Genomic DNA, 17,372 nt, shown 5'->3' on the forward strand with positions numbered 1-17,372 from the left:
TTTCCTAGTTAGCTCATCGGGATTATGAAGAAAGGACTCGGCCAGACCGCCGGAGCACCCGACGATCTAGAACAAAACGGACGCGAAGGTACCGGCCCGCTGGAAGCCCACCCGTTCGTAGGCGACGCGGGCCGGGGTGTTGAAGTCGTTGACGTACAGGCTGACCACCGGGGCGTACATCGCCTGGGCCAGCGCGACGACGCTCGCCGTGCCCGCGGCCCCATGGCCCCGCCCGCGCAGCGCCGGAGCGACCCAGACGCCCTGCACCTGGCTGACCCCACCGGCGATCGCGCCGATCTCGGCCTTGAACAGCACCCGGCCGTCCTCGATGTGGGCAAAGGAACGGCGCTGCCCGACGAACTCCGCGACCCGGGCCCGGTAGAGCGCGCCACCATCGGCCAGGATCGGCGAGACGCCGATCTCCTCGGTGAACATGGCGATGCTCGCCGGCATCAGGATGTCCAGCTCGTCGGGCCGGACCAGCCGTACCCCCGGATCCGGCCGGATGAGCGGTGGACCGTCGATGACCAGCAGCGGCTGCTCGCCGCGCACCTCCCGGGCCGGTCCCCAGGCCGGTTCCAGGTGGCGCCACAGTTCGGCGACCGAGCGCGCCTCGCCGACGATCGACGAGCAGCGGCGCCCGGCGCGCCGGGCCCGCTCGGCGAAGAGCTTCACCGACGAAGGCCCGGCGCCGACCGGCCACAGGTTCGCGCCCGAGTAGCACAGCGCCGCGATCCGGCCGTCGACGATGTGTCCCCAGATCTCAGCCCCGAGACGCCAGGGGTCCAGCCCACACGCCTCGACCCGGGACGCGACGAAGACGTCGGTCACCGGGTCGCGCGCGAGCAGCTGACGGACCGCGGGCAGGTCACGGTCGTCCAGCAGCCTCACCGGGGCTGATCGAAGCGGCAGTCCCATCCGCTGCCGTGCCCGCCGCCGCTAGCCGACGGAGACGGACGGATCGCCGGAGGCGACGCCCTCGGCCTCCATCTCCTCGGCCAGTCGCATGGCCTCCTCGATCAGGGTCTCGACGATCTGCGCCTCGGGCACGGTCTTGATGACCTCGCCACGCACGAAGATCTGGCCCTTGCCGTTGCCGGACGCGACGCCCAGGTCGGCCTCGCGGGCCTCGCCGGGGCCGTTGACGACGCAGCCCATGACCGCGACCCGCAGCGGGATCGTCATGCCCTCCAGGCCGGCGGAGACCTGTTCGGCCAACGTGTAGACGTCGACCTGGGCCCGGCCGCAGGACGGGCAGGAGACGATCTCGAGGCGCCGCTCACGCAGGCCGAGCGACTCCAGGATCGCTGTGCCGACCTTGACCTCCTCGACCGGCGGGGCGGACAGCGACACCCGCAGGGTGTCCCCGATCCCCTCGGCGAGCAGCGCGCCGAACGCGACGGCCGACTTGACCGTGCCCTGGAACTGCGGGCCGGCCTCGGTGACGCCCAGGTGCAGCGGGTAGTCGCAGCGCTCGGCCAGCATCCGGTAGGCCTGGATCATCACGACCGGGTCGTGGTGCTTGACCGAGATCTTGATGTCGCGGAAGTCGTGCTCCTCGAACAGCGAGCACTCCCACAGCGCCGACTCCGTCAGCGCCTCCGGCGTGGCCTTGCCGTACTTGGCGAGCAGCCGCTTGTCGAGCGAGCCGGCGTTGACGCCGATCCGGATCGGGATGCCGGCGGCCTTGGCCCGCCTGGCGATCTCGCCGATCTTGTCGTCGAACGTCTTGATGTTGCCAGGGTTCACCCGGACGGCGGCGCAGCCTGCGTCGATCGCGGCGAACACGTACTTCGGCTGGAAGTGGATGTCGGCGATCACCGGGATCGGCGACTTGCGCGCGATCGCGGAGAGGGCGTCGGCGTCGTCCTGGCTCGGTACGGCGACCCGGACGATCTGGCAGCCAGACGCGGTCAGCTGCGCGATCTGCTGCAGCGTCGCGTTGACGTCCGCGGTCAGCGTGGTGCACATGGACTGCACCGAGACGGGGGCGTCGCCACCGACCAGGACGCTGCCGACCTTGATCTGCCGGCTCACCCGGCGCTTGCCGAGCGGACGAGCCGGAGCCTGTGGCATGCCCAGAGTTACGGTCACTTTGTCCTCACTGGGATGTGATTACGGTGTGCGCGTGGCCCTGGGTTTATCTCGACCAGGACCGGCTGTGCCGCCTTGCCAGGATCGGGGCGGGGATCACTGCAGGCGAATCGGGTTGACGATGTCGGCGGACAGGACGAGCAGACTGAACCCGAGGAGCAGGAACACCGTCGCGTAGGTGGCTGGTAACAGCTTCGCGAAGTCCACCCGCTTGACCGGTCCACGGTATCCACGCAGCCTGCGAAGCCCGTGCCTGGCCTGCTCGAAGCCGAGGACGGCGATATGGCCACCGTCCAGCGGCAGCAGCGGCAGCAGGTTGAAGATTCCGACCGCCAGGTTGATGCCGGCCACCAGCACCAGGAAGCCGCGGATGCGGTCGGTCCACGACGTGTCGGACGCGGCGACCACGTCGCCACCGAGCCGGGCGGCCCCCACGACGCTGACGAAACCGTTCGCGTCACGCTTGCTGCTGAACAGGTCGCCGAGGCTCGACAGCCGGTGCGTCAGGGTCTCGTACATCCCCTTGACACCGGTCCACATGAAGTTCCCGGTACTCGGGATGGCGGAGATCGGCCCGTAGTGCTTGGTGTCCGTGCCCTGCCGCACCCCGAGGGCGCCCACCGGGTCGTTGCCGGCGAGGCCCGTCTCCCGGTTGCGCAGCACCTGCACGAGGTCAGGCGTGAGCGTGAGCCGCTTGCCGTCCCGGTCGACGACGACCGTCGCCACGCCCTTGCCGTGGTCGCGGACGAGCTGGGTGAACTGCTTCCAGGTGGTGATCGGGGTGCCGTCGAAGCTGACGACCCGGTCGCCCACCCGCAGGCCGGCCGCGGCGGCCGGACCGGGGCCGGTGCACGAGCCGCTGGTCGACACGCAGCTGGTGACACCGACCTTGTTCTGGCTGTCGGTCGGCGTGCCCAGGGCCAACAGCACGCCGTAGATCATGATGATCGCGATGATGAAGTGCACGATCGAGCCGGCCGACATGACGACCAGCCGGGCCTTCGCGGGCTTGTTGTAGAACGCCCGCGGCACGTCGTCGGGATCGATCTCCTCGAGCGGGGTCATCCCCTCGATCTTCACGAAGCCGCCGGCCGGGACGAGCTTGACGCCGTACTCGGTCTCGCCGCGGACGCGCGACCACAGCGTCGGGCCGAAACCGACGAAGAAGCGGGACGCCTTCATCCCGTAGTGCCGAGCCGTGATGAAGTGCCCGGCCTCGTGCAGGCAGACCGAAATCAGCAGCGCCGCCGCGAAGGCGACGATGCCGAGCGCCATCACCGCGACACCTGTGCCTCACCCGGCCAAGGACGGGCCACTACGCCCTCGTCGGCCACCGCGCGCCCGATGAGGCGGGCCGCGGCGGCCCGCGCCTCGACCTCGGTGGCGAACACCTCGTCGAGCGTCGGCTTGGGGATCACCTCGTGCCCGGCGAGCACCTCGGCGACGATGTCGACGATCCGGACGAACGGCAGCTTCCCGGCCAGGAAGGCGCCGACGACCTCCTCGTTCGCCGCGTTGAACACCGCGGGCGCCGTCCCGCCGCGCTTGCCCGACTCGCGGGCCAGCGCGACCGACGGGAACGCCGTCGTGTCCAGCGGTTCGAAGGTGAGGTTCTGGGCGCGGGTCCAGTCCATCGGCGCCTGCGCCTCGGGCACCCGGTCCGGCCAGCCGAGCGCGAGCGCGATCGGCAGCCGCATGTCCGGCGGCGAGACCTGGGCGATCGTCGAGCCGTCGTAGAACTCGACCATCGAGTGCACCAGCGACTGCGGGTGCACGACCACGGCGATGTCGTCGTACGGGACGCCGAAGAACAGATGCGCCTCGATGAGCTCGAGACCCTTGTTCATCAGCGTCGCCGAGTTGATCGTGACGAACGGCCCCATGTCCCAGGTCGGGTGGGCCAGCGCCTGCTCCCGGGTGACCTCGGTCAGCTCCGCGCGGGTCCGGCCGCGGAACGGGCCACCGGACGCGGTCAGGACCAGCTTGCGGACCTCGTCACGCCGGCCACCCCGCAGGCACTGGGCGAGCGCCGAGTGCTCCGAGTCGACCGGGATCAGCCGGTCGGGGTCACCGTCGAGCGCGTCGAGCACCAGCGGGCCGCCGGCGACCAGCGACTCCTTGTTCGCCAGGGCCACGGTCCGGCCGGCGGCGAGCGCGGCGAGCGTCGGCGCGAGGCCGACCGAGCCGGTGATGCCGTTGAGCACTACATCCGACGGCCAGGCGGCGATCTCGACCGCCGCCTCCGGCCCGGCGAGGATCTTCGGGACCGCGAACTCACCCTTGCGGTAGCCACGCTTGGCGGCCTCCGCGTAGAAGGCGAGCTGCAGGTCCTGCGCGGCTGACGCGACCGCGACGCCGACGACCTCGACACCCAGGTCGAGCGCCTGGGTGGCCAGCAGGTCCACCCGGGAACCCCCACCGAGCAGCCCGGCCACCCGGAACTTGTCCGGGTTGCGTTGAACTACGTCGATTGCCTGGGTTCCGATCGAGCCTGTCGACCCGAGCAGTACGACCTCACGAACGGCGCGCGGCTTCGACACCAGACCATTGTCGCAGGCCCATCGGCGGACCGACGACGGCCTGTTCGGTTCATCCTGTTCTCTACGCGACACGGTGCGGTGCTGACGGCCGGAACGGGCGCGGAGCGCCCGCCGGCCGTCACCACCGGGTCGGGCGCTGGGCGCCCTCCCCAACGTGAGACTCAGGTGGCGCAGAAGACCGGGGGTGTGCGCTGTCCAGGGTCAGAGCCTTGGTCGCGTTCCGCTTGGCGATCGCGCACCCGCATCTACCGCCTGACGAGTTCTTGGTCCGCCCGCTAAGGGAAGTGCGCCCGGACGGGCTCTCATGCGCTCGGGCGCACCGGCGCTCAGTCAGTTGCCGGCGGCGCCCAGGGCGCCGCCGAGGGACTGGGCGAGGCTTGGGGAGGTCGGGGAGACGACCGAGCCGAGCACCGGGTGCGACTGGAAGTACAGCAGGCTGACCACGGTCGCGGAGAAGGTCGCCGCCGTCGGGCCCAGGTCGGGATGAGCCGGCGCCTGCGGCCAGGTGTGACCGCCCCCGATGACCGAGAGCGCGCCGACGTCCGGCTTGCCGTTGCAGGTCCACGACGTCAGGGCGCCGAGGCCGGGCAGCTGCTGGCTCGCCGCCGCGGCGGCGCACCCGGTGGCCTGCGCGTAGCGGCCGAGCCGGTCGGCCACCGGCTGCGCGGTGACCGCGGCGAACGGCGCCGTGCGCGCCGGCCCGCCGCCGTCCCACGGCGAGATCGGGTCCGCCGCGCCGTGGATCTCGAACAGGTTCGTGACCGGGCTCGGGCAGCTGGCCGGCACGACACTGCCCGCGACCGAGACGATCGCGGCGATCCGGCCCGGCATCGCGCAGCTGGCGGTGACGGCCATGTCGGCGCCGTCCCCGAGGCCGGCGGCGAAGACCTTGTTGTCCGCCATGCAGCCACGGGTACGCAGGTCGCCCAGCAGGGCGGCGATGAAGGCCACGTCATCCGGCCCGGCCGCCGTCGCCCGGGAGACGTTCCACCGGTCGCTCACCCCGGCGGGGTAGGCCACGACGTAGCCCCGCTTGGTCGCCGTCCCAGCGAGCCCGGTGTCGGCCTCGGCCTGCAGCGGGCTCTCGCCGGCGGCGTGGAAGTTCAGGATCAGTGGCAGCGGACCGGTGTTCGGCAGCGGCTGCGGCACGGCGAGCAGGTAGGTCCGTTTGACCGAGCCGACGGTCACCGTCTGGGTCGTCACGCCCCCCGGCAGCGTCCTGCCGGTCTGGCAGCCGCTCGGGCCGGTGGGGACAGCCACCACCGCTGAGGCGCCGGTGCCGCCCGCCGCGGGCGCCCCGCTCCCGGCCGTGTCGGGGAAACCGGCCTTCGCGGCCGCCGCGCCCAGGCTGCCTCCGCTGGACGCCGGGTGGGACGGCTGGTGCGCGAGGATGTACCAGAGCAGCAGAACGAGCACGCCCAGCGCGGCGACGAGCGGCAGCCAGACCGTGTTGCCCCGGGACCGCGCGGCCGAGGCCCGGGCACCGGCGCGCGTCGACAGGCCGCGGCCCCGCGACGCCGGGTTACGGACGGCCATGGTCCACCGCGACCTCGCCGATGCCGCCCAGGCCCAGGCTGGGCCGAACGTCCGAGGCGTCCGGGACCCCGTCGAGCGTGCCCGCGCCGGACTCCAGGCCGGCCAGGTCGTCGGAGACGGCACCGGCCCGGCCGCGACGGGAGCTGGAGTCGTCCGCGGCGAGCTGGCCACAGGCGGCGGCGATCTCCCGGCCGCGGGTGTCCCGGACCGTCGTGGTGACCCCGCGGCCGCGCAGCCGGGCCACGAACTCCCGCTCGCTGGCCGCCGCGCTGGCATGCCAGCTGGAGCCCCGGGTCGGGTTCAGCGGGATGAGGTTGACGTGCACCGGGCGGTCGCGCAACAGCCGGCCGAGCAGGTCCGCTCGCTCGGGCTGGTCGTTGACGCCGTCGATGAGGGCGTACTCGATACTGACCCGCCGGCCGGTTCGGGCCGCGTAGTCCCAGGCGGCGCCGAGCACCTCGGCGACCTTCCACCGGGTGTTGATCGGGACCAGCGTGTCGCGCAGCTCGTCGTCCGGAGCGTGCAGTGAGACCGCGAGGCGCACCGGCAGCCCCTCCTCGGCCAGCCGGCCGATCGCCGGCACCAGCCCGACGGTGGAGACGGTCAGCGTCCGGGCCGAGATTCCCAGCCCGTCCGGAGCCGGGTCGCTGATCCGGTGCAGCGCGGTGACCAGCGCCCTGTAGTTCGCCAGCGGCTCGCCCATGCCCATGAAGACGACGTTGGACAGCCGCGCGTCGCCCGCCTGCCCGGCGGGCCGGTGGCCGGCGGCCGGCAGCCCGCCACGCCGCAGCACCCGGGCCGCGTCCACGACCTGTTCGACGATCTCCGCGACGGTCAGGTTGCGGGTGAGGCCGCCCTGGCCGGTGGCGCAGAACGGGCAGCCCATGCCACAACCAGCCTGGCTGGAGACACACACGGTGGCCCGGTCCGGGTAGCGCATCAGCACCGACTCGATGGTCGCGCCGTCGACGGTGCGCCAGGCGGTCTTGCGGGTGGCACCGTCGTCGCAGGTCAGCGTCGTGCTGGCGGTGAGCAGCTGCGGCAGCAGCGCGTCAGCCAGTGGTTCGCGGACCGCGGCGGGCACGTCGGTCATCCCGGTCGTGTCACCGGGAGCGGCCAGCCGGGCGAAGTAGTGGCGGGCCAGCTGGTCGGCGCGGAACGCCGGTTGGCCCAGCTCCACGGCGACCGCGCGCCGCTCGTCGCGGGAAAGATCGGCCAGGTGCCGCGGCGGCCTGGGCCGGGAGGCCCGAGGTGTGAGGGCGAGCGCCCGGCCCGCGCCCGGCGCGGCGCCGGCGGGGTGGTCGTTGTGGGCGCTGGTTGATGTCATGGCTCGTCCAGTGTGCCAAATCCGGCCGAGCTGGCACGCGCCGCGTCAGGTCGGGGGCAGGAAGGCGGTGATCAGGAGCCAGGCCACCGGCGCCGTGCACAGCAGCGAGTCCAGCCGGTCCATGATCCCGCCGTGGCCGGGCAGCAGGTTGCCCATGTCCTTGATGCCGATGTCCCGCTTGAGCAGGGACTCGCCGAGGTCACCGACGGTCGCCGTGCAGACGACCGCGAGCCCGAGCACGACCCCCTGCCAGGCGCTGCCCCCCAGGGCGAACCGCATCACCACGCTGGCCACGACCACGCAGGCGAGCGCCGAGCCGGCGAAGCCCTCCCACGACTTGCCCGGCGAGACCGTCGGCGCGAGCTTGTGCCGGCCGCCTGACAGCACGCCTGCCGTGTAGCCGCCGATGTCGCTGGCGACGACGGTGCCGAGGAAGGCGACGACCCGCCAGTCGCCGTCGTCCGGGGCGGTGAGCAGCGCCGCGAAGCCCGCGGTGAAGCCGACGTAGACCGCGGCGAAGATCGTCCCGGCCAGATCCGGGAGGAGCCCGGCCGGCTCACCGACCGCGCGGACGCCCAGCGCCATGAGCAGCGTGACGGCGAGCGCTCCGATCAGCGCGCCAGGGCCGTAGAAGTAGGCCACGACCGGCATCGCGACGGCGCCGGCGACCAGTGGGACCAGTGGCGTCCGCAGCCCCGCCAGCCGGAGCGCCCGAACCACCTCGAAGGTGCCGATCGCCACGGCGAGGCCGACGACGCCGACGAAGCCCACCTTCAGCGTGAACAGCGGCACGAGGATGAACGCGCCGAGGATGGCGCCCACCGCGATCGCGGCCGGCAGGTTGCGGCCGGCCCTGATCCGGCGCCGGGGCGGCCGGGGGGCGGTGGGCTCGTTCGGGTCCCCTGGCGCGCTCACGGCGCCGTCGACCGGCTGGGCCGCGAGGGCCGCAGCCCCGGGCGCGGTGGCACGCAGACCGTCGCTCACCTCGTCCCTTCGCTCACGTCAGATCGCCGGCCGTCGGTCCGGCCAGCCGTGCGTCTCGCCAGTTCCGGGGGATCCTCCCCCACCGGCAGAGAGCGGGCCACCGGAGCCGACGCCGGGCAGGTCGAGGGGGTCAGACCGAGAGGAGGTCGGACTCCTTGGCCTTCAGCAGCTCGTCGATCTGAGCGACGTAGCGGTGGGTCGACTCTTCCAGGTCCTTCTCCGCGCGGCGGCCCTCGTCCTCGCCTGCGCCGCCATCCTTGACGATCTTGTCGAGCGCCTCCTTGGCGTGCCGGCGCACGTTACGGATGCTGATCTTCGCGTCCTCGGCCTTGCCGCGGGCGACCTTGACCAGGTCGCGCCGGCGCTGCTCGGAGAGCTCGGGGAAGACCACCCGGATGATCGAGCCGTCATTGCTGGGGTTCACGCCGAGGTCCGAGTCCCGGACCGCCTTCTCGACGGCCCCCAGCGAGGACTTGTCGAACGGCGTGATGATGACCATGCGCGGCTCGGGGATGTGGAACGACGCGAGCTGCTGCACGGGGGTCGGGGCGCCGTAGTAGTCGACAAAGATCTTCGAGAACACCGACGGCGTGATGCGGCCCGTCCGGATGTTGGCGAAGTCGTCCTTGGCGACCGTGACAGCCTTGTCCATCTTCTCCTCGGCCTCGAGGAGTGTGTCGTCGATCACCGCTGTCCTTCCGTTCCGTAGGCGTCGACACTGACCAGAGTCCCGATCTTCTCACCTCGGACGGCTCGCGAGATGTTTCCCTCGGTGAGCAGGTCGAAGACGACGATCGGCATCGCGTTGTCCATGCAGAGGCTGATCGCCGTGGCGTCCATCACCTTCAGCCCGCGGTTGAGGACCTCGCCGTAGGTGAGGGTGTCGAACTTCACCGCCGCCGGGTTCGTGTGCGGGTCGGAGTCGTAGACGCCGTCGACCTTGGTCGCCTTGAGCACGGCCTGGGCCTTGACCTCCAGAGAGCGCTGCGCGGCGGTGGTGTCCGTCGAGAAGAACGGGGCACCAAGGCCGGCACCGAAGATGACGACCCGGCCCTTCTCCAGGTGCCGGATGGCCCGCAGCGGCAGGTACGGCTCGGCGACCTGGCCCATCGCGATCGCCGTCTGGACCCGGGTCACGGCGCCCTCGCGCTCCAGGAAGTCCGCGAGCGCCAGGCAGTTGATCACGGTGCCGAGCATGCCCATGTAGTCGGCGCGGGCCCGGTCCATGCCGCGCTCGGCGAGCGCCGGCCCGCGGAACATGTTGCCCCCGCCGACCACCACCGCGATCTCGATCCCGGACCGGGCAACCGTCGCGACCTGGCGCGCGATCGTGGCGACGGTGGTCGGGTCGATCCCCAGCGGGTCCCCGCCGGCGAACGCCTCGCCGGAAAGCTTGAGAAGGACGCGCGACCACCTGGGCTCGGTGCGTTCTGGCCCGGTGGCCACCTCGGCTTGATCGATCACGGGTGGCCCTCTCCCCACGGAGGCTTCCAGAAGCCCGCTCGGAGATGAGCGCGCCCCCATTGGCATCGCTGCGGCCGCCGGACTCGTCGGCCGGAGACGTCGCTGAGTGCAGTCTGCCCCATCGCAGGCCACCTCCGGCGGCCCGTACCCCCGACGGACCCGGGACCAGCAGTGACAAATGGCGCGGGCCGGGCCTGGGCGCGCCGCTCGTGCGGCGCGCCCGACCCGGCCCGCGGTGGCCGCTCAGGCCTGGCGAATGTTGAACCGGGCGAAGCGCCCGATCTCGATCTTCTCGCCGAGCGAGGCGCCCGCATCCTCGATCATCGCCTTGATGGTGACCTTGTTGTCCTTCACCCACGGCTGCTCAAGCAGCACGGAGCTCTTCTTGTAGCCGTTGAGCTTGCCCTCGATGATCTTGGCGAGAGCCGCCTCGGGCTTGCCCTCCTCGCGGGCCGCGGCCTCGTAGATCCGCTTCTCCTGCTCGAGGACCTCGTTCGGGATCGCGTCCGCGGCCACGTACAGCGGGTCGGCCGCCGCGACGTGCTGCGCGATGTCCCGGGCCAGCTGCTTGAACTGGTCGGTCTTCGCCACGAAGTCGGTCTCGCAGCGCAGCTCGACCAGCACGCCGATCGTCGGCGGCAGCTGCGGGTCGGTCCGGTGCAGGTAGGAGTCGACCAGGCCGTTCGCCGTGGACCGCCCGGAGCGCTTCGCGTTGCCCGCGAGGCCCTTCTCCCGCAGCCAGGCCTTGGCCTTCTCGAAGTCGCCGTCATGGTCGACGAGCGCCTTCTTGACGTCGCTCATCCCGGCGCCGGTCACCTCGCGGAGCTTGCGGATCTCCGCGGCAGAAATGTTTGCCATCGTTTTTGTCGTCCCGTTCTGGGTGGCCTTGGCCGGCTGTCCCACTCTGGTCCCACGCCGCGGCTGGGTCGCGCCGCGGCGCTCTGGCCGGCCGATGATGTGACAGGTCGGTCCCACGTGGGCTGGCTGGATCTGGGGCGCGGCACGTCCCGTCCGCCTCCAGCGGCCCACTCCGAGTCGCGCGGCGGCACGCCAGCCGGCAGATGATCGTCAAGGTGAGCCCACCGCGAGAGCGGGCTCCTTCTTCGTTGACGGCCCGCCGCGACCCTCAGAGTCGCGTCAGGCCACCAGGGCGTTGCCGGCTGTCGCCTCGGCCCGGCCGCGGTGCGGCCGGGCCGAGGCGACAGCCAGGCCGAGTCAGGCGGAGGTGCCGGCGGAGACGGTCTCGGCCTGAGCCTCGACCTCGATGGCCTCAACCGCGACGGCCTCGGCGGTCTCGGCCGGGGCAGCCTCGGCGTCGCGGCGCAGGACTTCCTGCTCCCACTCGGCCAGCGGCTCGGCGGCGGCGATCTGGTCGGGCTTGACGTCGGCGGCGCTGGCGCCCGCGCGGCTCATCAGACCGGCGGCGACGGCGTCCGCGACCACCCGGGTGAGCAGCGCGGCGCTGCGGATCGCGTCGTCGTTCCCCGGGATCGGGTAGTCGACCTCGTCCGGGTCGCAGTTGGTGTCAAGAATCGCGACGACCGGGATGTTCAGCTTGCGAGCCTCGCCGACGGCGATGTGCTCCTTCTTGGTGTCAACGACCCAGACCGCGCTGGGAACGCGCGACATGTCCCGGATACCACCGAGGGTGCGCTCCAGCTTCGTCTTCTCCCGGGAGAGGACGAGCTGCTCCTTCTTGGTGCGGACCTCGGTACCACCGGTCAGCTCGATCTCCTCGAGCTCCTTGAGCCGCTGCAGGCGCTTGTAGACCGTGGAGAAGTTGGTCAGCATGCCGCCGAGCCAGCGCTCCTTGACGTAGGGCATCCCGACGCGGCGGGCCTGCTCCTCGACGGCCTCCTGGGCCTGCTTCTTGGTGCCGATGAACAGCACCGTTCCGCCGTGCCCGACGGTCTCCTTGACGAAGTCGTAGGCGCGGTCGATGTAGGACAACGTCTGCTGGAGGTCGATGATGTAGATGCCATTGCGCTCTGTGAGGATGTAGCGCTTCATCTTCGGGTTCCAGCGCTTGGTCTGGTGCCCAAAGTGCACGCCGCTCTCAAGCAGCTGCCTCATCGTTACGACGGCCATGACCGCCCTTCCCGTCCGGCACGCGGCCGGAACGTCTCGGTTGTCGGCCGCGGCTGGCGCCAGCGGCCCCTGACGCCCGGGCGGCCCCAAACCACCGCGAGGCGGTGGACCGAGGGAGCCTTCCTGGCTCCGCGCCGACGACGAGCCGGGCGGACGGGACGCGCGGGCAGTTGATGACCGATGGACATCCGACCGGCGGCAAACGCCGGACCGACAGACACATCGACGGGCACCGAGCCCTGCGCGCCCACCAGGAGCGGGCGTGCGAAGTGAGCTCCTCGCGAAGCTCCGAGTCCGATGATACTCGGCCTCATCGGAGGTCCGCCTGATCGGCCCGGACGAACAAACGTTCTCGCAAACATCGGTTCGAGGACTTCTCCACAGGAATCCGCCGATCCACAGACTGACGCAGCCACTTGGCCCGGCCGGCCGCGACCCGGATCGTGGGCGGCGCCGGCCAACCGCCCCCGGGCCGGCACCCGGCGACCGGGGGCGGCCCGGTCCTCCACCCGTGCCAGCCGCCCCCGGTCGCTCCCGGATTCCCCAGCCCAGCCAGTGCCACAGCAGCCCAGCCCTTGAGCCACAGCAGCAGGAGCCCCCGATGGCTTTGTCCCCGCGCCCTGACCCGCGCGTCCCGGCACTTGTCGCGACCACGATGCTGGCTGCCCTCCTCGCCCTCGGCTGGCCCCGCCCCGGCGCCGCCCTGGCTGCTCCAGGCGCGCAGGGCGCGCGGGCCTCGGCGGCCTCGGCGGTCGGGCCAGCCTCGGCGGTGGTGTCAGCCGCTCCGGTGGCCACGACCGGTGTGGCGTCGGCGGCTACGGCGCCCGCCGCGGCCGAGTGGCGGGCTCCGCTCGACGAGCCCCTGACGGTTATGCGGCCATTCGCGCCGCCGGCCACTCCATACGGGCCGGGCCACCGCGGGGTGGACTTCGCGGCGCCGGCCGGGACGACGGTTCGGGCCGCCGGGCCAGGTGTCGTCAGCTTCGCGGGGGTGCTCGCCGGCCGGGGCGTCGTCGCCGTCACCCACGGGGAGCTCCGGACGACGTACGAGCCACTGACCGTGCTGGTCCAGGTTGGCCAACCGGTCGCCGCCGGCGCACCGCTTGGTCTTCTCGACGCCGGGCACGCGGCCTGCCGGCCCGCGGTCTGCCTGCACTGGGGCCTCATCCGCGGCCGGGACTACCTGAGCCCGCTGACGCTGCTGCTGCCCACCCCACCCCGCCTGCTCCCGCTCGGCCCTGGTTCGTGACAGACCAACCGAACCGCGCGCCGTCCAGGACCGGAACAGTGACCAGGCCGTGCCGACGGCAGGCGAACCGCGGATCCGAGCCAGGAGGACCGTCGTGCGTCAGCCGCCGTGCCTCGCCAGTGAGGCACAGCGGCTGACCTGCCGGCAATTGCTCAGGTACCGGTTGGGGCGCCGAGCGGGCTCGACCCGGACTGCGCGAGCCGCCCGATCGCGGCTACCTGATGGCCGACGTCGGCATCGCAACACCACACGGCGTCGTCATCGCAGGCCTCGGGGCGCAGCGCCGTGTCGTGGTCGGAGCAACGGGGCCAGCTGTGCCAGAGGATCTCGGCGAGGCATTCCTGCACCCGCATCGCGACAGCGACCACGGTGGCACCACCCTGCGTGCCGCCAGGAAGCGGCCCGGCCCCGGCGGGCCAGAAGCGCCCGTCCGGGAGAGCGACGAAGACTCCCTGCTCCGTGCCGACCAGTTGAAGTCGCGCCGCGCGCGGTATCCCGGCCGGCCCGTCGGCCTCGTCCCCGGCCTGGTCCTCAGCCTCCGCCGGCCGGTTGCGGGTCTCGACGCGCGGATGGCTGTCGAGATCCCGCTGGACCAGCCGGAGCGCCGCGCGCAGGCCGGCGAGCTCAGAACTCGAAATCATGGGCGAACCTCCCGGGTTGGGAACAAACCGTCGTCTCCGCCGTCTCCGCCGTCCTCACGGCTGGGACGGTGGTGGGCCGGACCACGGCCGAGCGCGGTCAGTCGGTAGCCCTCCGGCCGGGCCTCGACCAGTCCCTCGACCGCGAGCGGCCCGAGCATCGCCAGCACGTCGCGTGGCCGCTGGCCGATCCGCGCGGCCAACACCGCCACCCCGACGCACCCTCGGGCAGGCATGGCCTCCAGCAAGGCGCCCACGACGGCGGGCAGGCCGTCACGCGGGCCCAGCGGCTGCCCGCCGGCCGCGGTCTCGCCGTCGCCGGCAGGCTGGCCCACGGGCCCGATCTCCTCCTCGACGTCACGCGCGTCGGTGACCAGCGCGCAGGCCTCCCGGTGCTCGCGCAGCAGCCGGTGGCAGCCGGCCGACATCGCGCTGGTGACCGGGCCCGGCACCACCATCAGCCCGCGTCCGAGCCGCCGCGCATGCCGGGCTGTGCTCAACGCGCCGCTGCGCAGGCCGGCCTCGACGAGGACCGTGCCTCTGGCCAGCCCGGCGATCAGCCGGTTGCGGATCAGGAAGCGCCTACGTAACGGGGGGCTGCCGGGTGGCACCTCGCTGATCAGTAGCCCGCGCTCGCGGATCTCGTCCAGCAGCCGCAGGTGGGCTGCTGGATAGGGGATGTCGACGCCGCAGGCGAGGACGGCGACCGTCACACCGTCACCGGCCATCGCGCCCCGGTGCGCGGCGGCGTCGATGCCGAAGGCCGCGCCGGACACAACCGTCCAGCCTCGTTCAGCCAGGGAACAGGCGAGCTCGCTGGCGACGTGCTGGCCGTAGCCGGTGGCGGCCCGGCTACCGACGACCGCGACGCCACGCCGGTCACAGTCGGTGAGGCCCGCCGGGCTCGGCGCCGGCAGGTCGGCGGCGCCGCGGCACCACAGGGCCAACGGCGTCCCGTACTCCGGCTCGGCCCGCTCGGCCACCCGTCCCAGACCCGCGAGGCCGTCTGGCCAGCCGGGGTCGCCGGGGCACAGGAGCCAGCCGCCGATCTCGCGCAGCCGGTCCAGGTCCCGGCGCGGCTCGATGTCCGGGTGGTCCGGACGCGCCCGCGCCCAGGCCTCGGCCGGCCCGTACGTCCGGATCGCGGCCATGAGCCTCGCGTTGCCGTAGCCGACCAGATGCGACAGCGCCGCCCGCGCGAGCCGCTCCGGGGACTCGTCGGCGCAGGTCTGGCTCGCGCTCATCCGGGGCGCCCGGGGATGCGTAGATCGAGGGCGAGGCCGAGCTCGGCCGGACCGGGCCGGTCAAGACCTTCGAGGTCGGCGAGCGTCCAGGCGACCCGCAGCACCCGGTCGAGGCCCCGGGCCGTCAGGGCCCCGGTCTCAAAGGCCCGGTCGGCGGCGAAGGTGACCGACGCGGGCAGCGGCCACCGGCGACGCAGCACCGCACCCGGCACCTCGGCGTTCGTGCGCCACGGGGTATCACGCAGCCGGGAAGCCATCGCCGCCCTGGCGACGGCGACCCGGGCGGCCACGACGGCGCTCGACTCGGCGGCACCAGCGTCGGCGCGCAGCTCCGCCCGGGTGGGAGCGCCGATCTCGACCTGGAGGTCGATCCGGTCCAGCAGTGGCCCGGAGAGTCGCGCCTGATAGCGGCGGCGCACGACGCTGGAGCATTCACAGGCGTTCGGCCCGGCTGCCCGCGCGCGGGCGCAGGGGCACGGGTTCGCCGCCAGGACGAGGAGGAACCGGGCCGGGAAGCGGGTCGTCGCGCGCGCCCTGGCAATCTCGATCACGCCGCTCTCCAGCGGCTGACGCAGCGCGTCCAGCGCGGTCCGCTGAAATTCCGGGGCCTCATCCAGAAAGAGGATTCCGCGGTGGGCCTGGCAGGCGAGCCCGGGGCGGATCACGGTCGATCCGGCGCCGACCAGCGCGGCCGGCGTCGCCGTGTGGTGCGGGCTGCGGTAGGGCGGGCGAATGATCAGCGGCGTTTCGGACGGCAGGACGCCTGCCACCGAATGCACGGCGGTCACCTCGATCGCCGCGGCCAGGTCCAGGTCGGGCAGCAGGCCGGGCAACCGCTCGGCGAGCATCGTCTTCCCACCGCCCGGCGGCCCCTGCAGGTACAGGTGATGCCCGCCGGCTCCGGCGACCTCGACGGCTAGCCGGCCACGGCCCTGGCCCGCCACGTCCGCGAGGTCCAGCTCGGTCTCGGTGCCCGGCGCCACGCGAACGACAGGCGACACGGCGACCGCCTCCGGCTCGTACTCACCGCGCAGCAGGCCGATCGCACTGCGCAGATCCGGGACCGGTTCGACCTGGGCACCGGGGACGAGCGCGGCCTCGGCGGCGTTGCGCCCGGGCACGACGACCCGGGACACGCCCGCATCGACGGCGGCCAGCACCGCGGGCAGCACGCCCCGGACCGGGCGGACCCGCCCGTCGAGCGCCAGCTCACCGAGCAGCACCCGGTGGCCGGGCGTGTGCTGCGGCACGACCCCGGCCGCCGCCATGATCGCAAGGGCCATCGCCAGGTCGAACCCGCTGCCGGACTTGGGCAGCGTCGCCGGGAACAGCCCGATTGTGATCCGCTCGTCCGGCCATTTCTGCCCGGAGTTCAGCACCGCCGCCCGGATCCGGTCGCGAGCCTCGGCCAGCGCGGCGTCAGGCAGCCCGATCAGTGTCAGCGCGGGAAGGCCGCCGGCGAGATGTGCCTCCACCTCGACGAGATGGCCCTCGACGCCGATCACCGCGACGGCGAGAGTACGGGCGAGCGCCATCAGAACGCCCCGCGCCGATGGTCGACCCGTACCGAGCCGGCCTGCCCCGGAGCAACCTCGCGGTACACGGCGACCAGATCGAACCGTATCGGGCCGGAGACCTGGGGGTGCTCAGCCAGCCAGCGGGCCGCGAGGCGGCGGACCCGGGCCACCTTCCGGTCGTCCACGGCCTCGGCCGGGGTGCCGTGCCGGGTGCCCGTTCGGGTCTTGACCTCGCAGAACACCAGCGTGCCCGCGTCGAGTGCCACGATGTCGAGCTCGCCGTCGCGGCAACGCCAGTTGCGGTCGAGGATCTGCGCCCCGGCCTCGACCAGGTGCCGCGCGGCGAGGTCCTCACCGAACCGGCCGAGCACGTCCTTGGCCCGCTGGCCTGCCCTTGGCCTGGATGCCACAGCCGGACCTCCGCCGCCAGCCGGCTCCCTGGAACCGGCTTCCCTGACGGCTCGCGGACCAGGATCAGTGGTCAGCGCGCCGCCCACGGCGGCTGCTGCCGCCTGCGGAGATCACAATGAAAGCGCCCAGCCCCAACGTCGAGGCCGAGCACTCAGCTGTGGACGACCCCCAACCGTCCACAAGCCGCCGGCCAGCCGGCCGGCTTTGGATACCGTCGACCCAGCCAGAGCGCAGACCTCCAGGCCACGGCCCAGCAAAGGCAGAGAGGGCGCTCAGCGCC

Annotated in this window: 16 protein-coding genes; 1 reads left to right on the plus strand and 15 read right to left on the minus strand. The window is 72.7% G+C overall.

Annotated elements, in window-relative coordinates; translation table 11 throughout:
- Nucleotides 1-66 precede the first annotated feature (66 nt).
- From FRADC12_RS07350 to rpsB, 11 genes are all read right to left on the minus strand, one after another.
- A complete protein-coding gene (locus FRADC12_RS07350) occupies nucleotides 67-918 on the minus strand; it encodes a GNAT family N-acetyltransferase (RefSeq protein ID WP_045876087.1) in 852 nt (283 codons plus the stop codon).
- Between the two features lie 21 nt (nucleotides 919-939).
- On the minus strand, nucleotides 940-2,094 hold the full coding sequence (gene ispG / locus FRADC12_RS07355) for a flavodoxin-dependent (E)-4-hydroxy-3-methylbut-2-enyl-diphosphate synthase (RefSeq protein ID WP_045876088.1): 1,155 nt from the start codon (nucleotides 2,092-2,094) through the stop codon (nucleotides 940-942).
- Between the two features lie 96 nt (nucleotides 2,095-2,190).
- A complete protein-coding gene (locus tag FRADC12_RS07360; RefSeq protein ID WP_045876089.1) occupies nucleotides 2,191-3,369 on the minus strand; it encodes a M50 family metallopeptidase in 1,179 nt (392 codons plus the stop codon).
- A complete protein-coding gene (gene dxr, locus FRADC12_RS07365; protein WP_045876090.1) occupies nucleotides 3,369-4,634 on the minus strand; it encodes a 1-deoxy-D-xylulose-5-phosphate reductoisomerase in 1,266 nt (421 codons plus the stop codon). The genes FRADC12_RS07360 and dxr overlap by 1 nt, the downstream gene beginning before the upstream one ends.
- A gap of 330 nt (nucleotides 4,635-4,964) precedes the next feature.
- Entirely contained in the window at nucleotides 4,965-6,170 is a 1,206-nt protein-coding gene (locus tag FRADC12_RS07370) for a CE1 family esterase (RefSeq protein WP_052710750.1), read from the minus strand.
- On the minus strand, nucleotides 6,157-7,497 hold the full coding sequence (gene rlmN / locus FRADC12_RS07375; protein ID WP_232303664.1) for a dual-specificity RNA methyltransferase RlmN: 1,341 nt from the start codon (nucleotides 7,495-7,497) through the stop codon (nucleotides 6,157-6,159). The genes FRADC12_RS07370 and rlmN overlap by 14 nt, the downstream gene beginning before the upstream one ends.
- A 45-nt stretch (nucleotides 7,498-7,542) precedes the next feature.
- Complete coding sequence (locus FRADC12_RS07380) at nucleotides 7,543-8,481, minus strand: phosphatidate cytidylyltransferase (protein WP_084010506.1); 939 nt, start codon at nucleotides 8,479-8,481, stop codon at nucleotides 7,543-7,545.
- Nucleotides 8,482-8,611: 130 nt separating this feature from the next.
- Entirely contained in the window at nucleotides 8,612-9,169 is a 558-nt protein-coding gene (frr, locus tag FRADC12_RS07385; RefSeq protein WP_045876091.1) for a ribosome recycling factor, read from the minus strand.
- Nucleotides 9,166-9,945, minus strand: a complete 780-nt coding sequence (pyrH, locus tag FRADC12_RS07390) for a UMP kinase (protein ID WP_045876092.1) — start codon at nucleotides 9,943-9,945, stop codon at nucleotides 9,166-9,168. The genes frr and pyrH overlap by 4 nt, the downstream gene beginning before the upstream one ends.
- A 243-nt stretch (nucleotides 9,946-10,188) precedes the next feature.
- Complete coding sequence (locus FRADC12_RS07395) at nucleotides 10,189-10,803, minus strand: translation elongation factor Ts (RefSeq protein WP_045876093.1); 615 nt, start codon at nucleotides 10,801-10,803, stop codon at nucleotides 10,189-10,191.
- 357 nt (nucleotides 10,804-11,160) lie between these two features.
- Complete coding sequence (gene rpsB / locus FRADC12_RS07400) at nucleotides 11,161-12,033, minus strand: 30S ribosomal protein S2 (protein WP_045876094.1); 873 nt, start codon at nucleotides 12,031-12,033, stop codon at nucleotides 11,161-11,163.
- A 601-nt stretch (nucleotides 12,034-12,634) separates the two neighbouring features.
- Between rpsB and FRADC12_RS07405 the strand changes: the two genes are divergently transcribed.
- Entirely contained in the window at nucleotides 12,635-13,282 is a 648-nt protein-coding gene (locus FRADC12_RS07405; RefSeq protein ID WP_045876095.1) for a murein hydrolase activator EnvC family protein, read from the plus strand.
- Nucleotides 13,283-13,434: 152 nt separating this feature from the next.
- Here the strand turns inward: FRADC12_RS07405 and FRADC12_RS07410 are convergent, their stop codons facing one another.
- From FRADC12_RS07410 to FRADC12_RS07425, 4 genes are read right to left on the minus strand one after another with little or no spacing between them, the layout of a single operon-like run.
- A complete protein-coding gene (locus FRADC12_RS07410; protein ID WP_045876096.1) occupies nucleotides 13,435-13,923 on the minus strand; it encodes a hypothetical protein in 489 nt (162 codons plus the stop codon).
- Complete coding sequence (dprA, locus tag FRADC12_RS07415) at nucleotides 13,920-15,164, minus strand: DNA-processing protein DprA (protein WP_045876097.1); 1,245 nt, start codon at nucleotides 15,162-15,164, stop codon at nucleotides 13,920-13,922. Before dprA ends, FRADC12_RS07410 begins: the two co-directional genes overlap by 4 nt.
- Complete coding sequence (locus tag FRADC12_RS07420) at nucleotides 15,161-16,699, minus strand: YifB family Mg chelatase-like AAA ATPase (protein ID WP_045876098.1); 1,539 nt, start codon at nucleotides 16,697-16,699, stop codon at nucleotides 15,161-15,163. The genes dprA and FRADC12_RS07420 overlap by 4 nt, the downstream gene beginning before the upstream one ends.
- Complete coding sequence (locus FRADC12_RS07425; protein WP_045876099.1) at nucleotides 16,699-17,091, minus strand: YraN family protein; 393 nt, start codon at nucleotides 17,089-17,091, stop codon at nucleotides 16,699-16,701. The genes FRADC12_RS07420 and FRADC12_RS07425 overlap by 1 nt, the downstream gene beginning before the upstream one ends.
- Nucleotides 17,092-17,372 lie beyond the last annotated feature (281 nt).

The organism is Pseudofrankia sp. DC12 (assembly GCF_000966285.1).
In the GTDB taxonomy this organism is placed as follows: domain Bacteria; phylum Actinomycetota; class Actinomycetes; order Frankiales; family Frankiaceae; genus Pseudofrankia.